Annotated in this window: 13 protein-coding genes; all 13 read left to right on the top strand. The window is 38.4% G+C overall.

The features are described 5' to 3' along the window. Positions 1 to 128: 128 nt before the first annotated feature. The 13 genes from ftsH to lysS all read left to right on the top strand — a co-directional run bounded on the left by ftsH (position 129) and on the right by lysS (position 12,911). On the top strand, positions 129 to 2,150 hold the full coding sequence (gene ftsH, locus BK137_RS20255) for an ATP-dependent zinc metalloprotease FtsH (protein WP_038179293.1): 2,022 nt from the start codon (positions 129 to 131) through the stop codon (positions 2,148 to 2,150). Positions 2,151 to 2,270: 120 nt separating this feature from the next. Next, positions 2,271 to 3,035: a type III pantothenate kinase gene (locus tag BK137_RS20250; protein ID WP_179078297.1), complete on the top strand. Its 765-nt coding sequence runs from the start codon at positions 2,271 to 2,273 to the stop codon at positions 3,033 to 3,035. Positions 3,036 to 3,053: 18 nt separating this feature from the next. Beyond that, entirely contained in the window at positions 3,054 to 3,935 is an 882-nt protein-coding gene (gene hslO / locus BK137_RS20245) for an Hsp33 family molecular chaperone HslO (protein ID WP_038179296.1), read from the top strand. A gap of 364 nt (positions 3,936 to 4,299) precedes the next feature. Then, positions 4,300 to 5,229, top strand: coding sequence for a cysteine synthase A (gene cysK / locus BK137_RS20240; protein WP_038179298.1), 930 nt, complete (start codon positions 4,300 to 4,302; stop codon positions 5,227 to 5,229). 217 nt (positions 5,230 to 5,446) lie between these two features. After that, positions 5,447 to 6,826, top strand: coding sequence for an anthranilate synthase component I family protein (locus tag BK137_RS20235; RefSeq protein ID WP_038179320.1), 1,380 nt, complete (start codon positions 5,447 to 5,449; stop codon positions 6,824 to 6,826). Then, positions 6,823 to 7,416 carry an aminodeoxychorismate/anthranilate synthase component II gene (pabA, locus tag BK137_RS20230; protein ID WP_038179300.1) on the top strand — a complete coding sequence of 198 codons (594 nt, stop codon included), beginning with the start codon at positions 6,823 to 6,825 and terminating at the stop codon, positions 7,414 to 7,416. Before BK137_RS20235 ends, pabA begins: the two co-directional genes overlap by 4 nt. Beyond that, on the top strand, positions 7,416 to 8,252 hold the full coding sequence (gene pabC, locus BK137_RS20225; protein WP_038179302.1) for an aminodeoxychorismate lyase: 837 nt from the start codon (positions 7,416 to 7,418) through the stop codon (positions 8,250 to 8,252). Before pabA ends, pabC begins: the two co-directional genes overlap by 1 nt. Further along, the gene (gene folP, locus BK137_RS20220) at positions 8,252 to 9,103 is read left to right on the top strand and encodes a dihydropteroate synthase (RefSeq protein WP_038179304.1); all 852 of its coding nucleotides are present in this window, start codon (positions 8,252 to 8,254) and stop codon (positions 9,101 to 9,103) included. Before pabC ends, folP begins: the two co-directional genes overlap by 1 nt. A 50-nt stretch (positions 9,104 to 9,153) precedes the next feature. Continuing rightward, a complete protein-coding gene (gene folB / locus BK137_RS20215; protein ID WP_038179306.1) occupies positions 9,154 to 9,522 on the top strand; it encodes a dihydroneopterin aldolase in 369 nt (122 codons plus the stop codon). Further along, positions 9,519 to 10,040 (top strand): 2-amino-4-hydroxy-6-hydroxymethyldihydropteridine diphosphokinase, encoded by a 522-nt coding sequence (folK, locus tag BK137_RS20210; protein WP_038179308.1) that lies wholly within the window; start codon positions 9,519 to 9,521, stop codon positions 10,038 to 10,040. The genes folB and folK overlap by 4 nt, the downstream gene beginning before the upstream one ends. Then, entirely contained in the window at positions 9,992 to 10,198 is a 207-nt protein-coding gene (locus BK137_RS20205) for a helix-turn-helix domain-containing protein (RefSeq protein ID WP_038179310.1), read from the top strand. The genes folK and BK137_RS20205 overlap by 49 nt, the downstream gene beginning before the upstream one ends. 29 nt (positions 10,199 to 10,227) lie before the next feature. Then, on the top strand, positions 10,228 to 11,256 hold the full coding sequence (dusB, locus tag BK137_RS20200; RefSeq protein WP_038179312.1) for a tRNA dihydrouridine synthase DusB: 1,029 nt from the start codon (positions 10,228 to 10,230) through the stop codon (positions 11,254 to 11,256). A gap of 170 nt (positions 11,257 to 11,426) precedes the next feature. Beyond that, the gene (gene lysS, locus BK137_RS20195; RefSeq protein ID WP_038179314.1) at positions 11,427 to 12,911 is read left to right on the top strand and encodes a lysine--tRNA ligase; all 1,485 of its coding nucleotides are present in this window, start codon (positions 11,427 to 11,429) and stop codon (positions 12,909 to 12,911) included. Positions 12,912 to 13,510: the final 599 nt, after the last annotated feature.

Raw genomic sequence — 13,510 nt, 5'->3', positions numbered from 1 at the left:
AACAATGTTAAAATTTTGACAATTTTACATTGAAACTTCTTTTTCGAAATGCTTTTCGTTGTACGCCTTAATGTTCATATGTTAAGATTTACTATAGTTTTTCTGTTTACCTTGTGAGGAGGCTGGGGATGAATCGAATATTTCGATACACCATATTATATTTATTAATTTTCCTCGTGATCATCGGGATTTTTGGTACGTTTAATAACTCGAACCAACCGACGAAAGAAATACAGTATCACGAGTTCATAACAGCACTAGATAAAGGCAAAGTAACCCGAGCGGAGTTACAGCCTGACAAATTGGTTTATGTCGTTAAAGGTGAATTAGAGGGTTACAAAAAAGGTGAATCTTTCGTAACAAATGTACCTCGTGATAACCAAGCAGTAATGGATAAAATTGATGCTGCGGCAAAAAACAACTCGAAAATCAACTTTTTACCTGCTCCTGAAACGAGCGGATGGATTCAGTTCTTTACTGGAATTATTCCATTCATCATCATCTTTATCCTGTTCTTCTTCTTATTGAATCAGGCACAAGGTGGCGGTAATCGTGTAATGAGCTTTGGTAAAAGTAAGGCTAAGCTGTATGACGATCAAAAGAAAAAGGTTCGTTTTACAGATGTAGCTGGTGCAGACGAAGAAAAACAAGAACTTGTAGAAGTAGTAGACTTCTTAAAAGATCCTACTAAATTCAATGATATTGGAGCGCGTATTCCAAAAGGAATTCTACTTGTAGGGCCTCCTGGTACTGGTAAAACTTTACTAGCGCGTGCGGTAGCCGGTGAAGCTGGCGTACCATTCTTCTCTATTAGTGGTTCTGACTTCGTTGAAATGTTTGTTGGTGTGGGTGCTTCACGTGTTCGTGATTTATTCGAAAATGCGAAGAAAAACGCACCTTGTATCATATTCATCGATGAAATTGATGCTGTTGGTCGCCAACGTGGCGCAGGATTAGGCGGCGGTCATGATGAACGTGAACAAACTTTAAACCAATTGCTTGTTGAAATGGATGGTTTCGGTGAAAACGAAGGTATTATTATCGTCGCTGCAACGAACCGCCCAGACATCCTAGACCCAGCATTATTACGTCCAGGTCGTTTTGACCGTCAAATTACTGTTGGACGCCCAGATGTAAAAGGTCGTGAAGCAGTTCTTAAAGTACATGCTCGTAAAAAACCTTTAGATGAATCAGTGGACTTAAAAGCAATTGCTCAACGTACACCTGGATTCTCTGGCGCAGATTTAGAAAACTTATTAAACGAAGCTGCACTTGTAGCTGCTCGTACGAATAAGAAGAAAATTGACATGGGAGATATCGATGAAGCAACAGACCGTGTAATTGCAGGTGTTGCTAAAACGAGCCGTGTCATTTCACAAAAAGAACGTAATATTGTTGCATACCATGAAGCAGGTCACGTTGTTGTTGGATTAATATTAGATGAAGCTGAAAAAGTTCATAAAGTAACAATTGTCCCTCGTGGTCAAGCTGGCGGTTACGCAGTAATGCTTCCAAAAGAGGATCGTTACTTCATGACTAAACCGGAGCTTCTTGATAAAGTTGCAGGGTTACTTGGTGGGCGTGTAGCTGAGGATATCGTCTTTGGTGAAGTTTCAACAGGTGCTCATAATGACTTCCAACGCGTAACGAGTATTATTCGCTCAATGGTTACCGAATACGGTATGAGTGATAAACTTGGTCAATTGCAATTTGGTTCAAGCCAAGGAGGCAATGTCTTCTTAGGTAGAGATATCAATTCTGAACAAAATTACTCAGATAAAATTGCTTACGAAATTGATCAAGAGATGCAAAGCATGGTAAAAGAGCAATATGACCGTACAAAACGTATTCTTACTGAAAATCGTGATCTTCTAAATTTAATTGCTACAACTTTACTTGAAGTTGAAACATTAGATGCAGAACAGATTCAACATCTAAAAGACCACGGAACGTTGCCAGATAGACCTTATAACCAAAGTAATGGTAAAAAGGCTGATCTAGTACTTGAAAGTAATGAATCTAAAAATGTAACTTTAGTTAAAGAAGAAAAGCTTGATGTATTTGGAACTGCTGATCCAACATCAAGTGACCTACCTACTGAAAAGCAGGATGGAACATCAAATGATGGTATTCAAGAAGAACGAAAATAATAACTATTAAATTAGAAGCTGATTGACCTTTGTGTTCGCATAAGGCAATCAGCTTCTTTTATTAGGCCAAAATATGTTATGATTCTTTCAGAAAACTGTATGTAAGTGAGGCTTGGGTTGATGATTTTAGTAATGGATACTGGGAATACGAATATTTCACTTGGTATATTTAACGATGACAAACTTATGCATCATTGGCGTATGGAAACTGACCCGCATAAGACAGAAGATGAATATGCAATGCAGGTTAAATCATTGTTCACACATGTGGATTTATCTTTTGCTGATATAGATGGTATTATTATTTCTTCAGTAGTGCCTCCGATAATGTTTTCACTAGAGGCAATGTGTCGTAAGTATTTTTCGCTAGAGCCATTGATTGTTGGACCTGGTGTGAAAACAGGTCTGAATATCAAATATGAAAATCCGAGGGAAGTTGGTGCTGATCGTATCGTGAATGCTGTAGCTGCACTTCATGAGTATGAATCGCCACTGATTATTGTAGATTTCGGTACGGCAACAACTTATTGTTATTTGAATGATAAAGGTGACTATATGGGTGGGGCAATTGCGCCAGGGATTAATATTTCAACAGAAGCGTTATTTGCACGTGCTTCTAAATTGCCGCGTGTTGAAATTATGCGACCTGGTAATGTTATTGGAAAGAATACGGTATCTGCTATGCAATCCGGTATCGTTTACGGTTATGTTGGACAAGTAGAAGGTATCGTTAGTCGAATGAAGGTGCAGAATAAGAAGGAACCACTTGTAATTGCAACGGGTGGACTTGCTTCATTAATTGCGAAAGAATCAACAATTATCGATATTGTTGATCCATTTTTAACTTTAAAGGGATTGCGTATAATATATAAGAGAAATCAATAAGAAAAGAGGAATATAAGAGTGGGAGATTATTTAGTAAGAGCGTTAGGGTTTAATAATAGTGTGCGTGCATTTGCTGTGAGTACAACTGAAACGGTTGGGGAAGCACAACGTCGTCATGATACTTGGCCAACAACTTCTGCGGCACTTGGTCGTACAATGACTGCATCAGTGATGATGGGTGCTATGTTAAAAGGTGAAGATAAAATCACTGTTAAAGTTGAAGGTAATGGACCAATTGGTTCGATGATCGTAGACGCGAATGCACAAGGTGAAGTTCGTGGTTATGTTACAAATCCGCATGTAGAATTTGATTTGAATCCTCAAGGAAAACTAGATGTACGCCGAGCTGTTGGTACTGAGGGTGCATTAACAGTTGTGAAAGACTTAGGTTTACGTGACTTCTTCTCTGGACAAGTGCCGATTGTTTCTGGGGAAATTGCAGAAGATTTCACATATTATTTTGCTACATCTGAACAGGTACCTTCATCAGTAGGTCTTGGTGTGTTGGTAAATACAGATGATTCTATCCTGGCGGCTGGTGGATTTATCATACAACTGCTACCTGGTGTAGATGATGAAACGATTACTCAAATTGAAAATCAATTATCGAAAATCGAACCGGTTTCTAAAATGATTCAAAAAGGGTTCACTCCTGAAGAAATCTTAAAAGCTGTACTAGGTGAAGATAATGTTCAAATGCTAGATACAATGCCAGTGAAATTTGAATGTAGCTGTTCAAAAGAACGTTTTGGCGCAGCTATCCTTAGCTTAGGTGAAAAAGAAATACGTGATATGATTGAAGAAGATGGAAAAGCAGAAGCTCATTGTCACTTCTGTCAAGAAAAGTACCAATACTCAAAAGAAGAATTAGAAGGATTCATAACAGAAATTAATTCTTAAAATGATAGTAAATCTATTCTGAAGAATGTAATTTAAGTTAGTCTGTATCTTAATTAAATGCCTAAATGTTTATATTGTGAAGACATATTGATACATGACAAAGACTTATAAAATAATGATATCTAGACTACTCTGCACATACTAATTGTAGAGTAGTCTTTTTTATTTTACATGAGTGGAATGAATATACACGTCTACAAGGAATAATCTTTAGGGTTTATTGGGTGGGATTTGTTGCTTAGGAATATAGTTTGCATTTTTAGTAGAGTAAATAGTTTTTCATTTGACAAACGTAACCAATAGGTTGTAAAATTAAGATAATTTAAAACCTATAAAATTACTAGGAATTAGGAGTGAGTAAAAGATGAGTAGATTAGTTAATTCAGTAACAGATTTAATTGGTAAAACGCCAATCGTGAAATTGAATAATGTAACAGGACCAAATGACGGTAATGTTTACGTAAAACTAGAATACTTTAACCCGGGCAGCAGTGTTAAAGACCGTATTGCTTTAGCGATGATTGAAGCTGCTGAAAAAGCTGGTAAGTTAAAAGAAGGAAGCACATTAATTGAGCCGACAAGTGGTAATACTGGTATTGGTCTTGCAATGGTAGCGGCTGCTAAGGGATATAAAGCAGTGTTAGTAATGCCTGATACAATGAGTATGGAACGTCGCAATTTACTACGTGCTTACGGAGCGGATCTTGTTTTAACACCTGGCGCTGAAGGGATGAAAGGTGCAATTGCAAAGGCGAATGAGCTTTCTGAACAAAATGGTTGGTTTGTTCCTCAACAATTTGAAAACCCTTCAAACGCTGAAGTTCACCGTGTAACAACTGGTCCAGAAATAGTTGAAGCATTTGATGGCTTAAATCTTGATGCGTTTATTGCTGGAGTTGGTACTGGTGGTACAATTACAGGTGTAGGGGAAGTATTAAAAGAAAAATATCCTGAAATTGAAATTATCGCAGTAGAACCAAAAGATTCTCAAGTTTTAGCTGGGGCACAACCGGGACCTCATAAAATACAAGGGATCGGAGCAGGTTTTGTTCCGAAAGTGTTGAATACTGAAATCTATACTTCGATCTTCCCTGTGGAAAATGACGCTGCATTTGATACAGCACGTAAAATTGCTAAAGAAGAAGGAGTATTAGGTGGTATTTCATCTGGTGCAGCTATTTTCGCGGCAATTGAAACAGCCAAACGTCTTGGTAAAGGTAGAAACGTTTTAGCGATTCTTCCATCGAATGGAGAACGATACTTAAGTACGCCTCTTTACCATTTTGACGACTAATTCAACTTCATTAACTTCTAAGCGGGGCATATTCGTGCCCCGTTTTTTTATTTTTGTTTATATTTTCTCTAGAACTTTGCTCTCTGACTTTCATTTTCATATACTGTTAGATGTTGGTGTAATTTATAAAGTGAAATTTGTGAAGTTAAAATATAGATTTAATTAATTGGAGGAAGATTTCTTGAGCTTATCATTAATCAACTACCCATCTTTTTCGATGGACAAGCAGTCGTTCTTTTATGCGTTTAAGGAACTTGTAAAAGATGAAAAATATCATTTGTTATTAGAAAGTGGCCGCGGCGGTCAGCAGTCAGTGGCAGGATGGAACCCGATGGCTGTAGTACGTTCGACTGATGACGGCTTACTGATTTCCTGGCGTGATGGACAAGAGGAAACACGAGTAGGAGAATCGCTACATTTATTGGAAGCTTTAATAGATGAATATAAATTGCCTGTTAATGTGGATTTCCCTGATTTCCAAGGTGGTGCAGCAGGATTTATCTCATACGACTATGCACGAAAAATTGAGAACCTGCCAAACCTAGCGGAGGATGATCTGCAGATACCAGATTTGTATTTTTATCTATTCGATGAATGGGCGGTATATGATGTAGCGGAGGAACAAGTTCATTTGATGAAGCTTTCTTCTAGCGATGTTGACCTTGCGAAACGTGAACGCGATTGGCAACTGGCAGGGGAGAAGGGGCTAAAATCACAAAAATTTGCGGAGGGTGCGGCTACTGATGTTGTGCATGATGTAACAAAATTACAAGTGTCTCTATCGGTTGATGTTTTTGAAGAGGCTGTCCGTAAAGTGCAAAACTATATTGCGCAAGGTGATGTATTCCAAGTGAATCTGTCCGTTAGACAAGCAAAAGAGCTTGGTGCAGAACCTATGCAAATGTATGAGGCGCTACGTTCGTTTAATCCTTCTCCGTATATGGCATTTATCCAATCCCCTGAGTTTGCTGTTGTTTCAGGTTCTCCTGAATTACTTGTGAAGAAAAAAGGGCAGGAGCTTTCAACTCGGCCGATAGCAGGAACTCGTCCGAGAGGGAAAGATATCGTTGAAGATGAACGATTGGCACAGGAATTAATTGATAATGAAAAGGAACGCGCTGAACATGTTATGCTCGTTGATCTAGAGCGTAATGATTTAGGTCGTGTCTCAAAATATGGAACCGTTGAAGTGAATGAGTTTATGGTGATTGAGAGATATTCGCATGTTATGCACATTGTTTCGAATGTAAGGGGCATTGTAGATGAAAATTGTTCAAATGCAGATGTAGTAAGAGCGCTTTTCCCTGGCGGCACAATTACAGGTGCACCAAAAATTCGAACGATGGAAATTATTGAGGAACTTGAAACAGTTCGTCGGGGGTTATACACAGGGTCGATAGGTTGGCTAGGATACAACGGTGATTTAGAACTGAATATCGTTATCCGTACAGCTTTTATTAAAGAAGAGATGGCGTATATACAAGCGGGTGCGGGTATTGTGATTGATTCTATTCCTACTAATGAATATATTGAATCTCTAAACAAGGCAAAAGCTTTATGGCAAGCGAAGGCAATGGCGGAGGAGTGTAACGTATGATTTTAATGATTGATAACTATGATTCATTTACCTATAATCTCGTGCAATATTTTGGTGAATTTGGACAAGAGCTTATTGTGAAAAGAAATGATGAGCTAACAGTGCAGGAGATTGCAAAGCTTGCGCCTGTTATGATTGTTATCTCACCAGGGCCTTGTAGTCCGAATGAAGCCGGTAGAAGTCTAGAAATCATTGCTCATTTTGCAGGGAGCATTCCAATTTTTGGTGTCTGTCTAGGGCATCAAGCAATTGCGCAAGTATTTGGTGGAAAAGTTATTCGTGCAGAACGTTTAATGCATGGTAAAACATCACCTGTACAGCATGATAGTAAAGGTGTAAATAGAGGGCTACCAAATCCATTTCAAGCAACGCGTTATCATTCACTAATTGTTGAACGTGAGACTTTACCTGAGTGCCTTGAAATTACTTCGTCGACAGCAGAAGGTGAAATTATGGGGATTCGTCATAAGGATTATCCGGTTGAAGGTGTTCAGTACCATCCGGAGTCAATTATGACAGAGGAAGGTAAGAAGATATTGCAAAACTTTATCGAGTGCTATTGTGAGGTTACTGAAGGAAGTGGTAATTAATGTGGTGTTGGATGAACGGAGAGTATGTACAGAGTGAGGATTTAAGGATTTCGCCATTTGATCACGGCTTTTTGTATGGATTAGGCTTCTTTGAAACATTTCGTACCTATGAAGGAGACGTATTTCTCTGGGAAGATCACTGTAAAAGGTTGCAACGAGCATTAGATGATTATCATATCGTATTGCCTTATAGCTTTGATGAATTGTTAGCAGTTATTCGTGAGTTGGATAAACGTTGTGATGGAGAAGATGGTTATTTTCGATTGAATGTATCGGCAGGTGCACATGATATTGGATTAAAGCCAACAAGTTATACTGAACCAACCGTTATTGTATTTCGTAAATCTTTGCCTAGGATGGTAAGAGGGCAAGAGAAATCCGCGGTATGGTTGAATACAGAACGTAATACGCCTGAGCAATCAATCCGCCATAAATCGCATCACTATGCGAATAATGTATTAGCTCGATTTGAAGTACCGTCTTTAGCTGATTTGGAAGGGTTTTTCGTGAATGAAGAAGGTTTTGTAGCGGAAGGTATAACGTCAAATATTTTTTGGGTGACGAATGGTAAGGTATATACTCCTTCTATTGAAACTGGTATTTTACCAGGTATTACGCGCGGGCAAGTGATGCAACAAATAACGGTTATAGAAGGGTTCTTTACTCGAGAGCAGCTAGAACAAGCGGACGAGTGCTTTATAACAACGTCCGTCCAAGAACTTATCCCAATCCGCTCTTTGCAAGGGAAAAATTTCCTAGGAAATAACGGGCCGGTTTACAAAGCTCTACACGAGCAGTATGTTAAAAGCATAAATGATGCGAAAGGAAGACCTTGATGAACCTAGACAATTACGCAATACCACTAACTATCGATGGGCATATACTCGACTTCCATAAAGAGACGTTTGTGATGGGTATATTAAATGTAACGCCAGACTCTTTTTCAGATGGCGGAAAATATAACGATATAGAATCAGCAGTTGCTCAAGCAAAGCAAATGGTCACAGATGGTGCGAAGGTTATTGACATCGGAGGCGAATCAACTCGCCCTGGGCATACTCAAATCTCAGTCGAAGAAGAATTAGCTCGTGTTATACCTATTATTAAAGAGCTTCGTAAAGAGGTAAATGTATTGATCTCAATCGATACATATAAAGCGGAAGTAGCAAGACAAGCTGTTTTAGCAGGTGCACATATAATTAACGATATTTGGGGAGCTAAGTACGATCCTGAAATTGCTAGTGTGGCTGCAGAATTAAATGTGCCAATTATTTTAATGCATAACCGCGACAATGAAGAATACGGGGCAAATTTCTGGGAGGTAGCAAAAGCTGATTTAGAAAAGAGTTTGCAAATAGCCAAAGCTGCTGGGGTACCTGATGCACACATCTGGTTAGACCCGGGGATTGGATTTGCGAAATCACATCATGAAAATGTATTGATGATGCAGGCTTTGCCGCAATTGGTAGAAATGGGTTATCCTGTATTACTTGCAACGTCTCGCAAAAGAATGATTGGTAATATCTTAGACCTCCCAGTGACAGAACGGGTGGAAGGTACAGGTGCTACAGTCTGCTTCGGAATCGATAAAGGTTGCCATATGGTACGTGTACATGATGTTAAGGAAATCGCTCGTATGACACGGATGATGGATGTCTTATTAGGTAAACAACCAAATGTAGAATGATAAGATTTATCTTGAAATAATATTTTTAATGATGAAGTGGAGTGTTAATAATGGATTATATCCATGTAAAAGATATGGAGTTTTATGGCTATCATGGTGTATTAGCTGCCGAAACTGCTATTGGTCAGCGTTTTAGGGTATCGATATCACTGGCGGTAGATTTACATCAAGCTGGTGAGACAGATGAGCTTGAATATACAGTGAATTACGCGGAAGTGTATATGATTTGCAAAGAAATTGTTGAAGGCGAACCTTACAAATTAATCGAAGCTGTTGCAGAGCAAATAGCGACTCGTATTCTGTCTACATATGAGGGACGAGTAAAAGGGTTACGTGTAGAAATGATTAAACCTGACCCGCCGATTCCAGGTCATTACCGGGAAGTATCTGTTGAATTGACAAGAGGTGAGTTTAAATGAACGAAGTTTTTATTTCGCTAGGTTCAAATATAGGCGAGCGATTGCAAACTTTGCGACATGCAGTCAAGTTACTAACTGAACATCCAGAAGTGGAAGTTGTTGCGGTGTCTTCTGTATATGAGACTGATCCTGTTGGTTTTATAGACCAAGATGCATTCCTTAATATAGTTGTGCAAATTCGTACTTCGTTGAATCCGGAAAAAACACTTGAATTGTGCCAAGCGATTGAGAATGAGTTAAAGCGTGTGCGCGTAATTCGTTGGGGTCCAAGAACGATAGACCTTGACATTTTGCTTTATAATCACGACAATATTCAAACAAAGACACTAATTGTTCCGCATCCTAGAATGCATGAACGTGCTTTTGTTCTAGTACCATTATTGGAAATCGCTCCAGATCTCATTTATCCTAAAACAAACGAAGCGTTGCAATCAATGCTATCTAGTGTTGGGAAAGAAGGCGTACGACAATGGAAAACGATCGCTGGGGTAGAAGAATTCGTGCATTTCGAAAACTAAAAAGAATTCAGCAGGTCGAATTTGCGAAAAAAGTTGGTATGTCTACTTCAATTTTAGGTAAAATTGAACGTGGGGATCGTTTGCCAACAGAAGAACAGTTACAAATCATAGCGACAGCGCTTGATATAAAAATGGACGAATTAAAAGGTAGAGAATAAGCACCAACCATATATGGAGGAAACAGAGTATGACATTAACAAATGACAACCCGTTCAAAATCGGCGACATTGTTATGGATAACCGAGTAGTACTTGCGCCGATGGCAGGTATTTGTAATTCGGCTTTCCGTCTAACAGTAAAAGAATTTGGAGCGGGTTTAGTATATGCAGAAATGATTTCAGATAAAGGGATTGTTCATCGTAATGATAAAACAATGAGTATGCTTTATATCGATGAACGTGAAAACCCACTTTCGTTACAAATATTTGGTGGCGATAAAAAAACGCTTGTAGAAGCAGCTAAATATGTAGACCAAAATACAACGGCGGATATTATCGACATCAATATGGGGTGCCCAGTAAATAAAATTATCAAATGTGAAGCAGGGGCTAAATTGCTTCTAGATCCAAATAAAGTATATGAAATGGTAGCGGCAGTAGTAGATAATGTGAAAAAACCAGTCAGCGTGAAAATGCGTATTGGGTGGGATGACGAGCATGTCTTTGCAGTCGATAATGCCAAAGCAGTAGAACGTGCTGGAGCATCTGCAGTTGCTGTCCACGGTCGTACACGTGTTCAAATGTATGAAGGTCATGCAAATTGGGATATTATTCGTCAAGTAAAAGAGAACGTCAACATTCCTGTTATCGGAAATGGAGATGTAGAAACACCTCAAGATGCGAAACGTATGATTGAACAAACTGGGGTAGATGGCGTTATGATCGGTCGTGCAGCACTGGGTAACCCTTGGATGATATACCGTACAGTGGAATATTTGAAATCAGGTAAATTAATTGATGAACCAAGTGTTCGTGAGAAAATCAATGTTTGTCTTCTTCATTTTGAACGCCTAATGGCCTTAAAGGGAGAAGTTGTAGCGGTTCGTGAAATGCGTAAACATGCTTCGTGGTACTTAAAAGGCATTCGCGGTAATGGTAAGGCACGTAATGCTATTAACCAAACTGAGACAGCGTTAGAATTAAGAGTATTACTGAATACCTTAGTAGAAGAATTTGAAGAACGAGAAGCAGCAGAAAAAGCTATCCATATTATTTAATGGAACTCCGAGTCGTCGCCTTTGAAGTGACGGCTTTTTTCTTTAGGAGCTAATGGATTATGAAGTATTTACTAGTAAATGATGATAAAGACGTGAATCGTTAAGCAAAATTGTGTACAATAAGTACATTATGGACTGCATAGCGGAACAAAAAATGAGGAGTGAATATCGTGTCTGAAGAATTAAATGACCAAATTTTGGTGAGACGCCAAAAGATGGCTTCTATTAGAGAAAACGGCTTAGATCCATTCGGTGCCCGTTTTGAACGTACGCATTTATCAAACGAAATTAAAGAACAGTATGTGGATTTTACTAAAGAACAATTAGAAGAAGATTTACATGAAGTTGTAATCGCGGGTCGTATTATGACAAAACGCGGTAAAGGTAAAGCTGGTTTCGCGCATATTCAAGATTTAGGTGGACAAGTACAAATTTATGTTCGGAAAGATGCTATTGGTGAAGAAGCATACGAATTGTTTAAACAAGCGGACCTAGGAGACATCGTAGGTATTCGCGGTAATGTTTTCCGCACTCAGGTAGGAGAACTTTCTGTTAAAGCATTAGAATTTACTTTCCTAACTAAATCACTACGCCCAATGCCAGAGAAATTCCATGGCTTAAAAGATGTAGAGCAACGTTATCGTCAACGTTACTTAGATTTAATGACGAGTGAAGAAAGTAAACAAACTTTCATTACTCGCTCAAAAATTATTCAAGCTATCCGCCGTTACTTAGATGGTAATGGTTACCTTGAAGTAGAAACACCAATGCTACACACAATTGCAGGTGGAGCAGCCGCTCGTCCTTTCATTACGCATCACAATTCGTTAGATATGGAATTATATATGCGTATCGCTATTGAACTTCATCTAAAACGATTAATCGTTGGTGGGCTTGAAAAAGTATATGAAATCGGTCGTGTATTCCGTAATGAAGGTATGTCAACGCGCCATAACCCAGAATTCACTATGATTGAATTATATGAAGCTTATGCTGACTATCGTGACATTATGGCACTTACAGAGAATTTAATTTCTCACGTAGCACAAGAAGTATTAGGTACAACTGATGTGCAATATGGCGACGATGTTATTAGTTTAGCGCCAGGTTGGACTCGTCTGCACATGGTAGATGCAGTTAAGGAAGCAACAGGTGTAGACTTCTGGACTCCAATGTCTAAAGAAGAAGCACGAGCGCATGCAAAAGAACATGGTGTTGAAATTAAAGACTCTATGGAAGTGGGTCATATTATTAATGAATTCTTCGAACAAAAAATAGAAGAAACATTAGTTCAACCTACATTTATCTATGGTCACCCAGTGGAAATTTCTCCGTTAGCTAAGAAAAACCCTGAAGATGAGCGATTCACAGATCGTTTTGAATTATTCATTGTACGTCGTGAGCATGCAAATGCCTTTACTGAATTAAATGATCCAATCGATCAACGTGAACGCTTTGAAGCGCAGCTTGCTGAAAAAGAAGCGGGTAATGACGAAGCGCACGAAATGGATGATGACTTCATTGAAGCGTTAGAGTATGGTATGCCGCCAACAGGTGGATTAGGTATCGGCATTGATCGCTTAATCATGTTGTTAACGAATTCACAAACTATACGTGATGTATTATTGTTCCCTACAATGCGTCCACGTGATTAAATACTAAGGTTTTCTTATAGAAAAGACTCTAGTTAATGCTAGAGTCTTTTTTGTTTACGTTCTATTAGAGTGGTTAGCTTTTTGTTTGAAAATTACTAAGAAGTTCATTACAATAGAAGACAAGCTATTTTTGAAAGCATCTAATATTAACTTATATATAAGTTTACTTTTTTGAAAAAAGATGTTGCATTAGAATTAATATAGTGGTATATTAATTGAGTTGCTAATTTAGCTAACAAAACGGTTTGAAAATAACTTAAAAAAGTTGTTGACACTGAGTAGTGAATTTGATAAGATATAAAAGTTGCTGATAAACAAGCAATGATAACAAGTTTGAAACAACGGTTTGAAAATAACTTAAAAAAGTTGTTGACAACGAAAAGTTATCCTGATATAATATTGAATGTCGCTAACGAAGTGGCAAACAAAATGAACCTTGAAAACTGAACATGCAAGACGTTAATCAATAAATGTTTTTGAACATCAACTCTGTTGGTGGGTCAAAACAAAAAATAGATATCATCTTCGGATGATACGCTAGCAAAGCTAATGAGCTTTCAAACTACTTTTATGGAGAGTTTGATCCTGGCTCAGGACGA

This window comes from Viridibacillus arenosi, assembly GCF_001955655.1.
Lineage (GTDB): Bacteria > Bacillota > Bacilli > Bacillales_A > Planococcaceae > Viridibacillus > Viridibacillus arenosi.
Note: the sequence above shows the minus strand (reverse complement) of the source record. Positions and strands in the feature narration are given on the sequence as shown.